This is a genomic window from Collinsella sp. AM09-41 (assembly GCF_003473245.1).
Taxonomy (GTDB): Bacteria; Actinomycetota; Coriobacteriia; order Coriobacteriales; family Coriobacteriaceae; genus Collinsella.
In genome coordinates this window covers 52,980-70,671 of sequence record NZ_QRMJ01000005.1, presented here as the reverse complement: position 1 = coordinate 70,671, position 17,692 = coordinate 52,980, and the positions used below count along the sequence as shown (strand labels likewise).

Annotated in this window: 21 protein-coding genes; 8 read left to right on the top strand and 13 right to left on the bottom strand. The window is 59.2% G+C overall.

From position 1 onward, the window contains the following. Positions 1–6: 6 nt before the first annotated feature. The 3 genes from DW112_RS07120 to DW112_RS07110 form a co-directional block, all read right to left on the bottom strand. The gene (locus DW112_RS07120) at positions 7–867 is read right to left on the bottom strand and encodes an ABC transporter substrate-binding protein (protein WP_117629739.1); all 861 of its coding nucleotides are present in this window, start codon (positions 865–867) and stop codon (positions 7–9) included. A 147-nt stretch (positions 868–1,014) separates the two neighbouring features. Then, complete coding sequence (locus DW112_RS07115; protein WP_117716548.1) at positions 1,015–1,881, bottom strand: deoxyribonuclease IV; 867 nt, start codon at positions 1,879–1,881, stop codon at positions 1,015–1,017. Between the two features lie 98 nt (positions 1,882–1,979). Then, on the bottom strand, positions 1,980–3,167 hold the full coding sequence (locus DW112_RS07110; RefSeq protein ID WP_118270146.1) for an aldo/keto reductase: 1,188 nt from the start codon (positions 3,165–3,167) through the stop codon (positions 1,980–1,982). Between the two features lie 261 nt (positions 3,168–3,428). Between DW112_RS07110 and DW112_RS07105 the strand changes: the two genes are divergently transcribed. Continuing rightward, positions 3,429–4,343, top strand: a complete 915-nt coding sequence (locus DW112_RS07105; protein ID WP_233545883.1) for a ketopantoate reductase family protein — start codon at positions 3,429–3,431, stop codon at positions 4,341–4,343. A gap of 108 nt (positions 4,344–4,451) precedes the next feature. On the opposite strand, the gene DW112_RS07100 is transcribed toward DW112_RS07105, so the two are convergent. From DW112_RS07100 to DW112_RS07090, 3 genes are all read right to left on the bottom strand, one after another. Continuing rightward, positions 4,452–4,658 carry a hypothetical protein gene (locus tag DW112_RS07100; RefSeq protein ID WP_117564436.1) on the bottom strand — a complete coding sequence of 69 codons (207 nt, stop codon included), beginning with the start codon at positions 4,656–4,658 and terminating at the stop codon, positions 4,452–4,454. A 180-nt stretch (positions 4,659–4,838) separates the two neighbouring features. After that, positions 4,839–5,615 (bottom strand): hypothetical protein, encoded by a 777-nt coding sequence (locus DW112_RS07095; RefSeq protein WP_118328638.1) that lies wholly within the window; start codon positions 5,613–5,615, stop codon positions 4,839–4,841. Between the two features lie 312 nt (positions 5,616–5,927). Next, entirely contained in the window at positions 5,928–7,238 is a 1,311-nt protein-coding gene (locus DW112_RS07090) for an O-acetylhomoserine aminocarboxypropyltransferase/cysteine synthase family protein (RefSeq protein ID WP_118328637.1), read from the bottom strand. Positions 7,239–7,510: 272 nt separating this feature from the next. Here DW112_RS07090 and DW112_RS07085 point away from each other — a divergent pair, with 272 nt between their 5' ends. From DW112_RS07085 to DW112_RS07065, 5 genes are all read left to right on the top strand, one after another. Continuing rightward, positions 7,511–8,413 (top strand): LysR family transcriptional regulator, encoded by a 903-nt coding sequence (locus DW112_RS07085; protein WP_117735794.1) that lies wholly within the window; start codon positions 7,511–7,513, stop codon positions 8,411–8,413. Positions 8,414–8,512: 99 nt separating this feature from the next. Next, positions 8,513–8,998: a ribonuclease HI gene (gene rnhA, locus DW112_RS07080; RefSeq protein ID WP_117564440.1), complete on the top strand. Its 486-nt coding sequence runs from the start codon at positions 8,513–8,515 to the stop codon at positions 8,996–8,998. A gap of 73 nt (positions 8,999–9,071) precedes the next feature. Beyond that, the gene (locus DW112_RS07075) at positions 9,072–10,178 is read left to right on the top strand and encodes a Gfo/Idh/MocA family protein (RefSeq protein ID WP_117564441.1); all 1,107 of its coding nucleotides are present in this window, start codon (positions 9,072–9,074) and stop codon (positions 10,176–10,178) included. 2 nt (positions 10,179–10,180) lie between these two features. Next, positions 10,181–10,591, top strand: a complete 411-nt coding sequence (locus tag DW112_RS07070) for an acylphosphatase (protein WP_118328636.1) — start codon at positions 10,181–10,183, stop codon at positions 10,589–10,591. A 61-nt stretch (positions 10,592–10,652) separates the two neighbouring features. Next, positions 10,653–11,033 (top strand): Fur family transcriptional regulator, encoded by a 381-nt coding sequence (locus DW112_RS07065; RefSeq protein WP_172677978.1) that lies wholly within the window; start codon positions 10,653–10,655, stop codon positions 11,031–11,033. Between the two features lie 77 nt (positions 11,034–11,110). Here DW112_RS07065 and DW112_RS07060 read toward each other — a convergent pair whose 3' ends face one another. From DW112_RS07060 to DW112_RS07050, 3 genes are all read right to left on the bottom strand, one after another. Then, positions 11,111–11,908: an HAD-IIB family hydrolase gene (locus DW112_RS07060; RefSeq protein WP_158571736.1), complete on the bottom strand. Its 798-nt coding sequence runs from the start codon at positions 11,906–11,908 to the stop codon at positions 11,111–11,113. Between the two features lie 83 nt (positions 11,909–11,991). After that, positions 11,992–12,570 (bottom strand): urease accessory protein UreE, encoded by a 579-nt coding sequence (locus DW112_RS07055; RefSeq protein WP_118328634.1) that lies wholly within the window; start codon positions 12,568–12,570, stop codon positions 11,992–11,994. Positions 12,571–12,573: 3 nt separating this feature from the next. Then, entirely contained in the window at positions 12,574–13,002 is a 429-nt protein-coding gene (locus DW112_RS07050; RefSeq protein ID WP_055286916.1) for a peptidylprolyl isomerase, read from the bottom strand. Positions 13,003–13,122: 120 nt separating this feature from the next. Between DW112_RS07050 and DW112_RS07045 the strand changes: the two genes are divergently transcribed. Further along, the gene (locus tag DW112_RS07045) at positions 13,123–14,136 is read left to right on the top strand and encodes a dipeptidase (protein ID WP_117716537.1); all 1,014 of its coding nucleotides are present in this window, start codon (positions 13,123–13,125) and stop codon (positions 14,134–14,136) included. A gap of 86 nt (positions 14,137–14,222) precedes the next feature. Further along, positions 14,223–14,999, top strand: coding sequence for a M48 family metallopeptidase (locus tag DW112_RS07040; RefSeq protein WP_158551976.1), 777 nt, complete (start codon positions 14,223–14,225; stop codon positions 14,997–14,999). 6 nt (positions 15,000–15,005) lie between these two features. Here DW112_RS07040 and folB read toward each other — a convergent pair whose 3' ends face one another. The 4 genes from folB to nrdG all read right to left on the bottom strand — a co-directional run bounded on the left by folB (position 15,006) and on the right by nrdG (position 17,324). After that, a complete protein-coding gene (gene folB, locus DW112_RS07035) occupies positions 15,006–15,491 on the bottom strand; it encodes a dihydroneopterin aldolase (RefSeq protein ID WP_055251396.1) in 486 nt (161 codons plus the stop codon). A 43-nt stretch (positions 15,492–15,534) separates the two neighbouring features. After that, positions 15,535–16,116: an HD domain-containing protein gene (locus DW112_RS07030; protein ID WP_172622418.1), complete on the bottom strand. Its 582-nt coding sequence runs from the start codon at positions 16,114–16,116 to the stop codon at positions 15,535–15,537. A gap of 2 nt (positions 16,117–16,118) precedes the next feature. Continuing rightward, positions 16,119–16,676: a GTP cyclohydrolase I FolE gene (gene folE, locus DW112_RS07025; RefSeq protein WP_022094399.1), complete on the bottom strand. Its 558-nt coding sequence runs from the start codon at positions 16,674–16,676 to the stop codon at positions 16,119–16,121. Between the two features lie 66 nt (positions 16,677–16,742). Further along, positions 16,743–17,324: an anaerobic ribonucleoside-triphosphate reductase activating protein gene (gene nrdG / locus DW112_RS07020; RefSeq protein WP_117635452.1), complete on the bottom strand. Its 582-nt coding sequence runs from the start codon at positions 17,322–17,324 to the stop codon at positions 16,743–16,745. Positions 17,325–17,692: the final 368 nt, after the last annotated feature.

The window sequence follows — 17,692 nt, the reverse complement described above, 5'->3', positions numbered from 1 at the left end:
ATTAATTTACTTGATGTTGTACTTAGCCATGAGGGCGTCAACGGTACCGTCGTCGGTCAGGTCCTTGATGGCCTGGTTGATGTCGTCCTTGAGCTTGGTGTTGCCCTGGTTGATGGCGATGGCGTACTCCTCGCCGGTGCTGACCTGCTTGATGGTCTGGCAGGTGTTGAACTGCTCGGCGGTCAGCTGGCTGGCAACGGAGCGGTTGGTGACTACGGCATCGCCCTTATCGGACTGCAGGGCGCTGAAGCACTCGGTGGCGTCCTTGTAGGGAACGATCTTAGCCTTGGGGAAGTTTTCCTGAGCAAAGGCCTCGGCGGTCGATCCAGACTGGACGATGATGGTAGCGTCGGCGTTGTTGAGCTTCTCGCTGTAGTTGTCGGCCGTGATGTCGGTGTTATCGACCTTGGTCACGATAGCCTGATCGTCCATGTAGTAGGAATCGGAGAAAGTGACTTCCTTCTCACGCTCGGGCGTGTCGGTGATAGCCGCGATGGAAACGTCATACTTGGCGCCCGAAGCGACACCCGGAACCAGCGTGTCAAAGTCATTGTTGACGTACTCGACATCCAGGCCCAGCTTGTCGCCGATAGCCTTGATAAGCTCAAGGTCAAAGCCCTGATAATCGCCGTTGTCATCCTTGTACTCAAACGGAGCGTACTCGGCAGAGGTGCCGACGGTCAGCGTACCGTCCTTGACGAGCGCGTACTCCTTGGAGCCGTCGACCTTCTCGACCTTAGCGTCGTCAGAGCTGCTGGAACCGGCATCAGAACCAGAGGTGGCGTTGGACGAGCCGCAGCCCGTCAGTGCGAGGGCGAGTGCCATGGCGCCCGTGGCGGCAAATGCGCCAAGCTTCTTCAGCTTCATAATCAGTCTCCTTCCGGTGACCCCGTTTGATTCAGAGGTCTGCAAAAACTGTTGGATATTATGCGCCCGTTTGGAAGAATCCGCAATTAGAAAACTGATTGAAACAAACCCATAACGTGAATGGAACACTCCACTTTATGACAGTCATTACTGCTGCAATGACCTTAACAGTTTGATTTCAGCCGCATAACCTGCAAGTTCGTTCGGTGTCTCCAAAATGAATGGCAATGCGCGCAAGCGGCCATTCGATACAATATTCTGCATAACCTGCATGCCGCCGCCAAACTCCTCGCTGCCAAGGTAGCCCTTGCCGATGCACTCGTGACGATCTTTATGGGCACCACTGGGGTTCTTCGAATCGTTGATGTGTACGGCACGCAAGCGGTCGATACCCACCACGCGGTCGAACTCGTCGAGTACGCCGTCCAGATCATGGATGATGTCGTAGCCGGCATCGCTCACATGGCAGGTGTCCAGACACACGCCCAGCTTGTCCGATAGCTCTGGACGCCTGGCGGCAGCACCCTCGATAATGCGCGCCAGCTCTTCAAAGCTACGGCCCACCTCGGTACCCTTTCCCGCCATGGTCTCGAGCAGCACCGTCGTCTGCTGCCCCTCAAACATCACCTGACACAAGGTGTCGACGATCATCTGAATGCCGGCATCAGTCCCCTGCCCCACATGCGCGCCGGGGTGGAAGTTGTAGTAGTTGCCGGGCAGCGCTTCCAGACGCTGCAAGTCCTCGGCCATTGCCTCCAAGGCAAACTCGCGTGCCCGCTCTTTGGCAGAACAGGGGTTGTAGGTATAGGGGGCATGAGCCACAAGCGGGCCAAAGTCGTTTTTCTCCATAAGCTCGCGCAGGGCCGCCACGTCATCCATGTCAAGATCTTTCGCCTTGCCGCCGCGCGGGTTGCGCGTGAAGAATGCAAAGGTGTTGGCGCCAATGGATAGCGCCGTCTCCCCCATCGCCCGATAGCCCTTCGTCGTCGAAAGATGACACCCAATCGTCAGCATCTCCAGCTCCCCCTCATCAGTTGCGGTGAAATAGTTCCTGTCGATGCCCTATTCTGCCGCAAACAGGAACTATTCCACCGCAACTTATAAAAGGGGCATCAGGAACGCGTTTTGCAAAAGGCTTTAAGCGCGGCCGTTACGGGGCCAGGCTGGAAACGTCGGCGCACATCGTCGAGACGCTCAGGAATATCGATGTGCTGCGGGCAGTGACGTGCGCATTTGCCGCATTTGACGCAATTGCTCACCAACTTGGGCTCACTCGTCCGCACCGCGCTCGCCGTAAAATACTGCGACAGGCCCGTAAACCAGCCGTGCGCATAGCTTGCGTTGTAGGCGGCGAAACACCCAGGGATATTGATGCCTTTGGGACACGGCATGCAGTAGCCGCAGCCCGTACAGGGCACGCGATTCGATTTCTCAAACTCTCCCAGCACACGCGCGATGGTATCGAGCTGCTCTGTCGTCATCGAATTCGGCAGTGCGCGATCCGCCAATGCCGCGTTCTCGTCCACCTGCGCGGTATCGGTCATGCCCGAAAGCAGCATCGTGACTTGAGGATGGTTCCACACCCACGAAAGGCCCCAGGCGGCAGGAGTGCGCAAATGCGGGTCAGGGGCGCCATCGAGCACAGCGCGGGCCCGCGGCGGCAGCTTGCCCGCTAAACGCCCGCCCAGCAGCGGCTCCATCACAAACACCGCGAGCCCGCGCTCCGCAGCCGCCATGAGTCCCGCCGTTCCCGCTTGGTAGCGCTCTCCAGCGTAGTTGTACTGGATCTGGCAAAAATCCCAGTCATACGCGTCAAGCATCGTGAGGAAGTCCGCCGCACTGCCGTGGTACGAAAAACCTATCTGGCGAATACGCCCCGCAGCCTTTTGGTGCGCAATCCAGCCCTCGATGCCCAACGCCACCACGCGCTCCCACTGGGCGGGCGAGGTAATGTTGTGCATAAGGTAGTAGTCGATATGGTCGGTCCGCAAACGGTGCAGTTGCTCGTCAAAAAAGCGGTCGAAATCCTCCGCACATTTGCACGAAGCGTGCGGCAACTTAGTCGCCAGCAACACCCGGTCACGCAGCCCCAAGCGCTCAAGTGAGGCGCCCACGCACACCTCGTTACCGGGATAAAGATACGCAGTATCCAGATAATTAATCCCCTGTTCCACCGCACGGGAAATGATGGCATCGGCCGTCTTCGCATCGGGGTGTCCCGGCGCACCGGGAAATCTCATGCAGCCCAGACCCAGAGCAGATATTCGGTTACCACTTTTGGGGTCAACGCGGTATTGCACGGCCCCTCCTTTCGCCATCAGCGCCCCGGCAAGACGAAACACAATGGTCACGCGACCGAAACATCGTGGAATCGCAATCGAGAACGTATCGTAACGCAGCAGAAATCGAGCCGTCATGACACCGCTTTAACATCAGCAAAAAGCCCGATGAAAGGAGCAACAAACAAATACGGCCATCCGGTGCACGCAGCATGGTCCGGCGGCATACAATCCATCAGGCGCCCCTTACGCGGGCGCCTTTTATATGGGGAGATGATTCGCATGCAGATCAACAAGATCGCCTTTATCGGCAAGGGCGGCGTCGGCCTGCTCTACGGCAGCATGATTGCCAAGGCCCTCGGCAATGACGCCGTCGAATACGTTATGGATGACGCCCGTTTTGAGCGTCACGCAAACGATGCGCTCACCGTCAACGGCAAGCCCTGCGCGCTCAAGTCCGTCCGCGCGAGCGAGGCGACGCCCGTCGACCTGGTCATCCTCACGGTCAAGACAACCGGGCTCGATGTGGCGCTCAAAACCCTGGAAAGCGTCGTGGGACCCGACACGCTGATCGCGTCGCTGTGCAACGGCATCACGAGCGAGCAGAAGATTGCCGAGCGCTTTGGCTGGGAGCACACCGTCCTTGGTATCTGCCAGGGCATGGACGCCGTATTCCTCAACGGGGAGCTCACCTATACCAATGCCGGCGAGATCCGCTTTGGTGCGGCAGCGGGCACCGACCCCGCAACCGTTATCGCCATCGACGAGCTCTACACGCGTTGCGGCATCGCCCATACCGTCGAGCACGACATCGCACATCGCATGTGGGCCAAACTCATGCTCAACGACGGCATCAACCAGACCTGTATGGCCTACGGCGGCACCTACGGAAGCGCTACGGAGCAGGGCTCCGAGCAGCTCCGCAGTTTTGTCTCCGCCATGCGCGAGACGCTTGCAGTCGCCAATGCCGAGGGCATCGAGCTCACCGAGGCAGACCTAACGCAGATGGTGCGTCTCATAAAAGGGCTCGATCCCGCCGGCATGCCCTCGATGGCGCAAGACCGCATCGCTCAACGCAGAACCGAGGTCGAGGAATTTGCGGGTACCATCTGCCGCCTCGCGGCCAAGCACGGTATCCAGGTGCCGCAAAACGAATGGCTCTATTCGCGCATCCGCGAAATCGAGGCCAGCTGGTAACGCCGCCGCACCGCATCCAACAGTCTCAATAGCAAAAACCGCCGCAAAGGGCACTCCCCTTGCGGCGGCTTCCTTCTTCATCTATGGGCAAAACCAGCTTCACAACGGCTAGCGCCGCACCTGCGGCGTCTCGTCCTCGTCATCGCGGCAAAGGGTCACGCCCGCACTTCCCAGCAGCGCTGCTGCGATGAGCGCGCCGACCACAATAGGAGCAGCCCCGCACGAGCCCTGCATGCCTGCGACAAACGCAGCTGTAGGGCCAAGACAGCCAAGTACCAATGCGACGGCGGCGATAGCGATATCTCGAGCGTTCATGAGACCACTTCCTCCACGAGAAAGACCTTATTTCTCAAGAACTAGTGTGCCCCGCATCCATACGCCCAGCGTACCGCCACGGTAAGGGCTCTGTTAACTCAAACGCACATAAAGAACGGGCGGCTTTACGTTGCCCAAAAGCTCAGTAAAGACACCCGCCCATCATGTGCCTATTTTGCATTACCAACCGGTGTAGTAGTCGGTGGTTCCGGCAGCGCAGCCGGAGTCATAGACCTTGCAATCACCCTTGGAGCCCGTAAAGGTCGAGCCCTGGGCCATATCGCCCGCAGCAACAACGTAATAGCCGTCGGAATCGCGCCAGAAGCCCTCAGAATCCTGAGTCCATTCGCCCGTGCGATAGTGATAAAGCACGTTGCTGCTGTAATAGGTCTCACGACGCCCGTTGTAGTTATTTACACCCGCAGAGCGCGTCAGGCCCGATCCGTTCGCGTAGGACGCGGCAGACGCGTAGGACGGAGCGTAACCGGCGTTGTAGTACGAAGCCTGGGCGGCCTCAGCAGCCTCGGCTTCGGCCGCGGCAGCCTCGAGCGCTTCGCGCTTGGCATCCTCAAGCGCAGTGCGCAGCTCGTCGAGCTCGGTCGACTTGGCATCGACCTCCCCCATCGTCAACAGGCTACCCGCACCGTCGATGCAACCCTGCAACACAGCGCGCTCGTCATCGGTAGCATAGTCGCCATACATATTCATAATGATCTGAGCGCGCATCTCCAGGGAATCGCGCTTTGCCCCCATCGAGGCGTTCCACTCCTGCATAGAGCCATAACCGTCGCCGCGGTAGTCGACGGGCTGCACCAGCGTCGCCTCGGACGACGTAGATCCGACCGTATCGGATAGTGTCGTCGCGTGGGCATCAGTTGCGCCGGCGCCCGCCAAAAGTGCCACGGTCAGAGCGGCGGAAAGGGCGGCGGCTTTCGGTTTTCGTGAATCGATCCTCATGTAGCTGGAAACCTCCGTAGTACGTTTTTGCTGCGTTTAAGCTGCGTGTGATTCGATCGCGCTGCATAGTACCCCGAGCAAATCGCGACCTGCGGTTTTTCTCAAAAGGTGCACGTCAATTGCGTAAAACTCACATCCTCTCAACAGGAGTTTTCCACAACTCAAATGCATAAAGCATGCCAAAAACCCTGTAATAGCGCCCTTCCTATGCAAAAAAGACGCCTGCGCAACCATTGCTTGCGCAGGCGCCTTGAGCAGGCATTTTATGCAGTTATACCTATCGAGTCGCAAGGGGTCCTTGCACAAGTCGCCTTACTCGTCCAGCGCGGCGAAGGCCTGCTTCAGATCCCAAATGATATCCTCGGCGTTCTCGGTACCAATGGAAAGACGGATCGTGGAGGGCGTGATGTTCTGCTCGGCGAGCTCCTCGGCAGAGAGCTGGGAGTGCGTGGTGGTAGCCGGGTGCACGACGAGCGACTTGACGTCGGCCACGTTGGCGAGCAGCGAAAACACCTGCAGACGATCGATGAACTTCCAGGCGGCCTCCTGGCCACCCTTAATCTCAAAGGTAAAGATCGAGGCACCGCCGTTGGGGAAATATTGCTTGTAGAGCTCATGGTCGGGGTGCTCAGGCAGGCTCGGGTGGTTCACCTTGGCAACATGGCTGTCACCGGTCAGGAACTCAACGACCTTCTTGGTATTCTCGACATGACGGTCAACGCGCAGCGACAGAGTCTCGGTGCCCTGGAGCAGGACCCAGGCGTTGAACGGGCTGATGCAGGCACCCTCGTCACGCAGCAGGATGGCGCGGACATAGGTTGCGAAGGCGGCGGGACCGGCAGCCTCGGCAAACGAAACGCCGTGGTAGGAGGGGTTGGGCTCAGCGATCTGGGCGTACTTGCCACTCGCCTTCCAATCGAAGTTACCGCCGTCGACGATCACACCGCCCAGCGAGGTACCGTGGCCGCCGATGAACTTGGTTGCGGAGTGGACGACGATGTTGGCGCCGTGCTCCAGCGGACGGAACAGATACGGGGTGCCGAAGGTGTTGTCGACGACAACCGGCAGACCGTGCTTCTTGGCAATCTCGGAGATGGCGTCGATGTTGGGGATGTCGGAGTTGGGGTTGCCGAGCGTCTCGAGATAGATGACCGTGGTGCTGTCCTTGATGGCACCCTCAACCTCTTCCAGGTTATGGGCATCGACAAACGTGGTCTCGACGCCAAACTGGGAGAGCGTATGCTCCAGCAGGTTGTAGGAGCCACCGTAGATGGTCTTCTGAGCCACCACGTGGTCACCAGCCTGGGCAAGAGCCTGCAGGGTATAGGTGATGGCAGCAGCGCCGGAGGCGACGGCAAGACCTGCCACGCCGCCCTCGAGCGCGGCGATACGGTCCTCGAAGACGCCCTGGGTGGAGTTGGTCAGACGGCCGTAGATGTTACCGGCGTCGGCAAGACCAAAGCGGTCGGCGGCGTGCTGGGAGTTGCGGAACACATAGCTCGTGGTCTGGTAGATAGGCACGGCACGGGAGTCGGATGCGGGATCGGCACTCTCCTGGCCAACGTGCAGCTGCAGGGTATCGAAACCAAAGGTGTGCTCGGGGTTGTTGATGAACTGGCTCATGATGATCTCCTTGATCGAACGAAAGTAAGTAAAAAGAGAGAAGTAAGTCGCTGTCTCCTGATCACGCCGACGGGCGCAAACAGGAGCCCGGCATTCGTCTTGGTAAGCAATTCATATGCGGGCCTCCTTTCGCGTCCCGATTCCGTAGTCGGCTTAATAACCTACCGCCTTTGTGTGTTTTGAATAGTACGGGCATTGTCTTCCTCGGTCAATCACTAAAAAGCGCTAACTTGTTATCTGTTTTATAGATAACTATCGAAAGGATGGCGTCGATGACCCTTCAGCAGCTTCGTTTTCTGATCGCCGTGGCAGAGTCCGGCTCAATCAACGCCGCAGCTCAGCGCCTCTATACCGCTCAGTCCAACATCTCAAACGCCGTCAAAAGCCTGGAACAGGAACTCCATCTGGAGATCTTTACGCGCTCCAGCCGCGGCGTCACGCTCACCAACGACGGCACCGAGCTTTTGGGCTATGCGCGCCAGGTCGTAGAGCAGGCCGACATGCTCGAGGCACGCTACGAGGACGGCGGCACCCCGCAAGCCCGCCTCGCCATTTCCGCCCAGCACTACGCCTTTTCGGTCGAGGCCTTTGTCAACGTGGTCGAGCGCTGCCGCGACAGCAAGTTCGAGTTCATCATGCGCGAGACCACCACATCGCAGATCATCGATGACGTCCGTGCGTTTCGCAGCGATATCGGCATTCTGTATCTGGATGACTTTAACGCCCGCGTTCTGCAGAAGGCCTTCGCCGATGCCCGCGCAAGCTTCCATCCCCTATTCGACGCGACGGTCCACGTATTCGTCAGCGAACGCCACCCGCTCGCACGCCGCCCTCAGCTGTCCCTTGCCGACCTCGCGCCCTATACGCGCTACAGCTTTGAGCAGGGAACCTCAAACTCCTTCTATTACGCCGAGGAACCTTTTAGCTATATCCCTTGCGACCGCAACATACGAATCTCGGACCGCGGAACACTTACCAACTTACTTATCACGTCGAACGGTTACACCCTGTCGACCGGAGTCCTCTCCAATGAAATGCAATGGGGTATGGCATCGATCCCGTTAGCAGACGCCCCAACGATGCACGTTGGCTACATCATGCACGACGAGCGCAAGCCCTCTCTCCTCTTGCAGCAATACCTCGACGAGCTCAACCGCATCATCCATGCCAGCTAACAGTCGGAAGACGGGGTAGAAATCGTAGATTGCTGGCCCCCGGCGGGCATGGCGCTACAATGGTCACTCACATGAAATGCACTCAAAGAAAGGAAGCCCGTGAAGGTCATCATCTATACCGACGGCTCGGCCCGATCAAATCCGGGACGCGGCGGCTACGGCGCCGTGCTCAAATACACCAACCCCGCCGGCAAGACCTTTACCTCCGAGCTTTCGCGCGGCTACGCCAAGACCACCAACAACCGCATGGAGCTCATGGCCGTTATCGTGGCGCTCGAGGCACTCAACCGCCCCTGCGAGGTCGAAGTCCATTCCGATTCGCAGTACGTCGTCAACGCCTTTAACAAGCACTGGATCGACGGCTGGAAAAAGCGCGGGTGGAAAACCGCCAACAAGCAGCCCGTCAAGAACCGCGACCTGTGGGAGCGCCTACTCACCGCCAAAAGCAAGCACAAGGTTGAGTTCATCTGGGTTAAGGGTCACGCCGGCCACGAGCTCAATGAGCGCTGCGATGAGCTCGCCACCACGGCGGCCGACGGCAGCAACCTCGATATCGACACCGGCTTTAACGAGAGCGACCTGTAATAGCGTTTTCGCACAGCTTTATATCCCCACGCGCTACACTCATCCTGTAGACCAAACAACGCAAGGGGGACGTATGCTGCGCATCGCGACCATCGGCACATCCATGATCACCGACGACTTTATCCAAGTCGTCAACGCCAACGACCAAGCCGCGTTTGTGGGCACGCTTTCACGCGATGCCAATCGCGGTGCTGCCTTTACCGCCGAGCGCGATGGCGAGCGAAACTTTATCTCACTCGATGAGCTTGCGGCAGCCGCCGACGTCGACGCCGTCTATATCGGCAGCCCCAACGCACTTCACTACGAGCAGGCCCTTGCCTGCATCGCCGGTGGCAAGCACGTCATCGTCGAGAAGCCCTTCTGCGCCACCGAAGCGCAGGCGCTGGAAGTCTTCCGCGCTGCCGAGGCAGCAGGTGTCGTGGCCCTCGAGGCCATGCGTCCCCTCCACGATCCCGCCTTCCACGCCATCGAGGACGCCCTGGGCGAGATCGCCCCCATCCGCCGCGCCTCATTGCGCTTTGGCAAATATTCCTCGCGCTACAACGAGATTCTCGCGGGACGCGCCACCAATATCTTCGACTGCAATATGGCATCGGGTTCCCTCATGGACATTGGCGTCTACACCGTCGAGCCCATGGTCGAGATTTTCGGCATGCCCTCCGGCCTTACGAGCATGACTACTCTGCTCGACCCCACCACGCGACAGCTCACGCACGGCCCCATCGATGGCTGCGGTTCCATCCTTGCCAGCTACGGCGGTGGCCGTATCTCCGTCGAGCTCGCGCACTCCAAAATTACGAATGACCTGCTGCCCTCGCAGATCGAAGGCGAGCGTGGCACTATCCAGATTGACCATCTGTCCACGCCCCGCAACGTCCGTATCGACTATCGCGGCGATGTCGTACGCGGATCGGCGACCGAGGCGCCGCGCGAGCAAGGCGGCAACGGACGCGCGCTCGACCTTCCCAAGTCAAGCAACACCATGGAATACGAGCTCGCGGACTTTATCACCGCCATCGACGGCATCGATAACGTTAAGGAAGAGATTTGGGAGACCCCGGCGGGACGCCACGAGCTTGGCCACTACCGCGATGTCACGCTCGTCTCGCTGCGTATCATGGATGCCGTGCGCCAGCAGGCCGGCATAACCTTCCCGGCCGACGCAGGCAAGCAGGCATAGCGATGGGCCTCTTCGATACGTTCTTCTCCAGCGTCACCGGCGGCAGTCGAGAGCCTCAAAAACCATCAAACGTCGAGCTCGAGCTGCGCCGCAGGCTTACTGTGCTCGCAAGCGACGAGGCCACTCAAGACGCTCCCCTGCGCTATTTCCTGCGCTGGGAAGGGCAAGTCCAGGGCGTCGGTTTTCGCTTTACCAACACCAACCTCGCGCAGGCACGCGCACCCACCGGCTGGGTGCGTAACATGGAAGACGGCTCAGTCGAGATGGAGATACAGGGGGCTCCGGCAAACATCCTATCTCATCTCGAGGCGCTTCATGCCTCCTACGAGCGCATGGGAACGCGTTTTCGCCTCGTAGACGCCCAGACCCGAGCCCCACTTGCCAATGAAGACGGTTTCATTCCTCGTTATTAGTATTGTGTGCTAAATACGGTATCATTTACCTACGACCGTTGATAGAAAAGAGGCGAGGCGCATGGCGGTGCAAAGAAGGAATACCAGGCAGCGAAAGCTGGTTCTCGACGCCGTGCGCCAAAGCTATAACCATCCCACCGCCGACGAAATCTACAACGTCGTGCGCGCGCAGGATGACAAAATCAGCCGTGGTACGGTCTACCGCAATCTCAATCTCTTGGCCGACGCTGGCGAGATCCTCTCCATCAAGACGCCGGGCGGCAGCCGCTTCGATCGCACGATCGAGCCACATGCGCATATCATCTGCACCTCGTGCAGCCGCGTCATCGATGTACCGCTCCCCTTCGATGCCCAGCTCGACGCCAAGGCGTCCGAGCAAATCGGCTGGCACGTCACGTCGCACTACACCATCTTCGAGGGTCTCTGCCCCGACTGCCGATAAATGTTTGGGACATGCCTTAAAATCCACCTTTCCGCACTCTGTAGCAAAAAGTAGATTTCTAGGCATGTCCCAAATATCTACTCGGCAAGCAGGCGATGCAGTTCCTCTTCGACCGTGCGCGCGTAGCGGACGCGGTCGTTGATGCCGCGCATGGTGGGGTTGCAGCTCTCCATCAGATAGGGATGGCCCACGACGTTGAGCATGTCGCGATCGTTCTCATTGTCGCCAAACGCCATCATCTCATCGGGCGAAATCCCCAGGGCACGACCGTAATCGGCAAGCGCGGAGCCCTTGCCCGAACCGAAACCGATAAAGTCCGTCCATTCGGTTCCCGATGTCATGACATCGACTCGGTCGCTAAAGAGGCGCTCGAAATACTCCAAGGCCGCCGGCTGCTCCGCCTCGGGCGTCTGGAAGGCAATCTTAATGACGTCCTCGTCGATGTCCTCGGGACGGTCGACCACCGCCGCGTCGCAGTGGACCTCATAGCGCAGGTGGTCAACAAACGCGTCATTGCCGCTCATGGTGTAGAGGCGCCCCTCACACGAAAGGGTCACGTCGGCATGGGGATACGCAACCACGGCGTTCGCGATATCCATAGCAAGGCTACGTTCCATGGAACGCTTGACAACGGCACGCCCCTCGCTCATCACCAGGGCTCCGTTTTCGCATACATAGGCGAGCTCATCGGCCACCGGGGCAAACAGGTAGCGCAAGCTCGCATATTGACGGCCACTCGCCGGCATAAACACGATACCGCGACGATGCAGCTCATCGATAAGCTCAAAGGCCTCGGAACGCGGCTCGCGCTCCCCCGGATGCAACAGCGTGCCATCCAAATCGCATGCAATCAGCTTGATTCCCTCAAGACCCATATGCTTTCCCCAAAGCCTCCTATCAACAGCAAGACGGACCTTGATTGGTCGCCCCTCAAAGCCCGTCTTACACATACGCGCGCTTAGCCGCGCGTCTTTTTTACGATGGTAAAGTCGGGAGCCATGCTCACGACGACCTCCGCCGCACTCGACTCAAAGCGCCGGGCCGCATCGAGTTCACGGGTAACCACCGAGAGCCGAACACCCTCGACACCCCGGAGCATGCGGCCCAAAACAGGCTGCACCGGCGTATACATGCGCACGGTATGCTCGTCCGAGTCGCCTCGGAAAATCGGCGCATGCATGTTGCCGATCTCCCAGCACGCATGCGCGAGCGCAATCGGGTCCATGCGGTCAACTTCGACCAAATAAACCTCGGCACTGCGCAGGCGCACGACAACCGCCACGGGCGCCATGCCCGAACGGTCGATGGCGAGCACGTCACCATCGGCAAGACGACCGTCGTCGGCAGCATCCAGCCGAACATCGACTGTGCGCCCCAGCTCCGTCACACCCACAAACGCGCATACATCAGCCTGGTCCCAATCGAGCAGCAGCTCGTCAACCTCAAAGACACCGCCCAGCTCCCGGCGAAGCAGGAGTTCATAGGACGGATCGTTGAGATTTCCCAAGCATGTCGTCGAAACCAAGCGTTCAGGCATACTCTAGCCCTCGACCTCGACGAGCTCGATATCAAAGTTGAGGTCCTTGCCGGCCAACTCGTGGTTGGCGTCGAGCGTCACGGCCTCGGGCGTCACGTCGATGACCACGGCGGGAACGGGCATACCGCTCGGCGTGGACAGGAAGAGCTTCATGCCCTTCTCGATCTGCTCGATATTGGGAACCTGTTCGGCCGGGAAGGTAATAACCATCTCGGGGTTGTGCTCGCCGTAGGCATCGGCAGCAGGAATGTGCACGGTCTTCTTCTCGCCCACCTGCATGTCGACAACAGCGGCGTCGAAGCCCTTGATCATCTGGCCGGCGCCGCAGGTGAACTCCAGCGGCTCGCCGCGATCGTAGGAGCTATCGAACTGCGTGCCGTCATCGAGCGTGCCGCGATAATGAGTCTTGACCTTCTTGCCCTGGTTGGACATGGTAACCTCCGTGATAAGGGCGGCGCACAACGCGGGCCGCCGTGAACATATGGCGCTAACTATACCCTAGTCATACAATTCAAAGACAGTTTGCAAAGAAACGCTGCAACCGGAGGAACCATGGCATATCCCGTATTTGACCTACACTGCGACACCGCCGACCGCATCGGCTGGGCCACGCTCGATCTCGACCTGCGCTTTACCGCCGGCACCGACGGTTATTTCCCCGGCGACGAAACGCATCCGCAAGATTTCGACCTCATCGAGGGCAACGCCTGCGCCATCTCGCTCGCAAAGATCGGCAACACGCCGTGGGCACAGTGCTTCGCCACATTTGTCCCCGACGAGATTCCCACCGCCCACGCCGCGCGCTTCCAGGCGCAGATCATGGCACACATGAGCGGCCAAGCAATGCTCAACCACGACCGCATGGTCAACGTACGCAACGCCGCAGACATTCGCCCCGCGCTCAAAGACGGCAAGGTCGCCTGCATCCACACCATCGAAAACGCCACGTTCTTTGCCGAGGACCCCGCGCTGATCGAGGTGCTCAAGAGCCTGGGCGTACTCATGTCATCACTCAGCTGGAACGCGCAGGGACCGCTCGCGAGCGGCCACGACACCCACGCCGGTCTCACCGCCGCCGGCATCGAGGCACTTACGCAGATGGAGCACGCCGGCATGGTACTTGATGTCTCCCACCTCAACGATGAGTGCTTTGACGAGGTTGTCGCCCACGCCACGCGTCCCTTCGTCGCCAGCCACTCCAACTCCCGTGCGGTTTGCGGCGTCAAACGCAACCTTACCGACGACCAGTTCCGCACCATTCGCGACATGGGTGGCATCGTCGGCCTCAACTACTGCAGCGAGTTCCTTTCCAACGACGCAACCGACGAAACCGCCGCAGACGTCACCTTCGACCAGCTGGCGGCACATATCGAGCACTGGCTCGACCTGGGCGGCGAAGATGTCATCGCACTCGGCGGCGACTGGGACGGCGCCAAGGTACCCGACTTCCTCTCTGATGCCAGCAAGATGCCCGAATTCCAGAACATGCTCTCCAAGCACTTTGGCAAGACCGTGATGCAGAAGCTCTGCAGCGACAACGCGCTCGCCTTCTTCGAGCGCTATTAAGAGCGCAATTAATTTCGCATCCCTTGAGCGGCCCGGCATGCCGAGCGGTCGACATGCCGGCCCGTCCCCAATCTGAAGGATCACATTTGACGCAGCAATTTACGATTTCCGTACCCCGACCGGATGGAACGCTCATCCCCGTCGTCGTTACCAAAAAGCGCGTCAAGAACTTTAACCTACGCGTCACATCGAGCGGCGAGGTCCACGCCAGCGCACCGCTCGGCGCCAGCCACGAGCGCATCGAAGCGTTTGTGAAGCGCAACAGCGCCTGGATTATCAGCCGACTTGCCCAACGTGAGCAACGTCAGGCGACAGCGCGAGAGCCGCTCAGCCCCTCGTCCATCATTGCACTTTGGGGCAAGCCCATCACGGTACAGGACGCACTCGATCACAACTTTGCATCGCCCGCACCGCGACCCAAGCAGGCCACCTTCGCAAGTTTTATGGGTACCGACGAATCGGACGAAAGCCCACAGGCCAAGCGGCGCGCAATCCTCGACGGCCTAACGTCCGACGAGCTCCAAGCCCACATCGACCAGCTCTACGCGTCCGAGGTCACCGCAGCGCTACGCGACATCGTGCACGCGTACGAAATCGCAATGGGCGTCACCGTGGCCCGCGTCTCCGTGCGCAGCATGAAAACGCGTTGGGGCTCCTGCACACCCAAAACCGGCGCCATTCGCATCGCGCGCGAGCTCGCCGCCTACCCTGTCGAATGCCTCGACATGGTTGTCGCCCACGAGCTCGTCCATCTGCTCGAGCCGAGCCACAATCAGCGCTTTCACGCCCTGCTCGACACGTACTGTCCCAACAATAGAGCACTGTCTCAGCGGCTCAAGCAGCCACCCCTCAACAAGCTCTAGCGTCGACTAGCGCACGCGCTCGATCTCGACGCCGCAGCTTGCCAGGGGCAGGCCAACAGGAGCCCACGGCTTATCGAGCTTTATGCGCACACCAAGCAGCGAGGGATAACGGCGCAGCAGCATCTGGGCTGTCCCCTCGGCTGCCGCCTCGATGAGCTTAAACGTATGCTCGCGCAGATAGCCATCGACATCGTGGCACACCGAGCCGTAGTCAATCGAGGCGTCCAGGTTATCGTGCTCCCCCGCCGCGCGCAGGTCGGCATAGAGCACCAGAGAAACGATGAACTTCTGACCCAGCGCGTTCTCCTCGGGATACACGCCATGGTTGGCAAAAACCTCCAGGCCGTCAATGACAATACGATCGGCATGGCGCAAATCGTCATAGCTCACGTGAGGCACCGCCGTTGCGGTGGATATTTCGCCCCTTCCACGGCGGGCGAGCTCGGCGCCTTCGGTCTTGGTTGCATTCTCGGGCAGTTTCTTGTTACTCAACGCGATCGTCTCCTTCGTTTAGAACCCCGACCGCGCAAACTAACTACACGCGAATCGACAGGTTCTTTTTATCATCGCTCCAGTTGCAAGCGTTGCGCGCGGGGCATGCAAAGCAGGCACGCGACGCTTTGTCGGCTGCATAGAGCAGACGCTCAAGCGGTTGGCTGTTCACGCGCAGCTTTCGATGGCCCAGAATGGCCGTCTTAATGGCTGCGGCATCGGCCGGCTCAAACGCCACGTCATCGGGCATGCCGCCGAGAATCGCATCAGCGACGCGTTCGCTTGCAACATCATGGGATATACCCGATTCATACTGTTCATCTTTGCCGATATCGTGAAGAAGTGCTGTGGCGTAGATGACCTCGCGGTCAAATTCGAGCTGCTCCTCGAGATTCTTGATCCACATAATGCGCGCGACATCGAGCAGATGGTCAATACCGTGGCGGCAGAAGATGCGCCCCGATTCCAACTGTACGATGTTGCCCAGGTGCCGCCGGAACAGCCCGTTGGCACAAATGTAATCAATGCGAGGCATGGCACCAAAGGGGGCCAGGCCCGAAGCCATAAAGCCGCGACGCGACGTCCCCTCATCGGTCTTCGATGTAAAGTCGTTGACGACTCTCATGGTTAGCGGCCCAGCATCCTAAAGAAACGCTCCTCGAGCGCGGGATCGGTCTCAAAGACGCCGCGGCGAGCAAGCGTCACGGTCTTGGTGCCGGGCTTTTGCACGCCACGCATCGTCATGCACATATGCTCGGCCTCCATCAACACAATCGCTCCCTGGGGAGCGAGATAATCCATGAGGGCATCGGCAACCTGTGCGCACAGTTGCTCCTGCAGCTGAAGACGGCGGGCATAAACCTCAACCGTGCGGGCGAGCTTGGAAAGCCCAGCCACCCGACCGTTAGGGATATAACCAATGGCGGCCTTGCCATAAAACGGCAGCAGATGATGTTCGCACAGCGAGTAGAACGTGATGTCGCGCTCGATAACCAAATCGTTCGAAGCGACGGCAAAGGTTTTGGACAGGTGTTCCTCGGCACTCTGGTCCATACCGCCGGCGATCTCACCATACATACGGGCAACGCGCGCCGGGGTCTCCAGCAGGCCCTCACGAGTTGGGTCCTCGCCTATGCCCTCAAGCAACAGCTTAATGGCGGCCTCGACTTTTTCCTGATCGACCATCTGGGCCTCACTTTTCCGATTTCACGTTCGCGCTATGGTACCACGCCCTCCGGCATCGACCACAAGCTACATAGTATGGGTCGAATAGACCGGATCATCACGCCAAAGTTCAACCGCATCACAAAGCGCAACGCCCTCGCGCTCAGCACGGGCGCGCGTAGCGTTCATATCGATCACGCGCTGGTTGCTCGAACCCCTAAAGCGCAGCGAGATATCGTACAGGTCCTGAACAAACGGGCCGTCCACCAGCATGTCAAGGCAGGCAAGGATGCGGTCCGTCACCTCGGTATGATGACGACCGCCCGGCATAAGCTCCTCGAGTACGTCGCCAGTAAAGCACCAAATGGTCTTTCCCGACCCCACTGGATAGGCCGCGCGAACACGCTCGACAAACTCAACGAGCCCCGCCTGATTCTCGGGCTCCATGGGCTCGCCGCCCAGAATCGTCAGACCGTCGATAAAGGGATGATCGAGACTCTCGATAATCTTGTCCTCGACGGCACGATCGAACGGCTCACCCGCAGCAAAGTCCCACGCAACAGAGTTAAAGCAATTCTTGCACCCACGACGGCACCCGCTTACAAACAGAGAAGTACGAACGCCTTCTCCATCAGCAATGTCGAAATACTTAATGTTCGCGTAGTTCATAGGTAACTCTCCCGGGAGGCCGGGACATATCATCCCGTCCTCAAACATTCTCGGCCTGCGGCCTGCGAAACTGCGGGCGGGACGATATGTCCCGGCCTCATGCAAAGGGTAACTCAATGAACGAAGCGAACATCGAGCATAGGGTTCGAGGTCCAATAAAAACTGGGTTGCGGCTCAACCACCATCGCAAGTAAATCGCAGCTGCAACTCGACTTATTTCCGCTAAGAACTTCGAGGAGTGAGCAGACTGCGCGCTGCATCTCAGCTACATCAACTTGGCTGCCCTGTAGCGAGGCCCCGGACCTTTGCTCGATATGAGTTCCGCACGAACAGGAGGCGCCAGTGGCGCCTCCGTCGTGAGCCAGGAC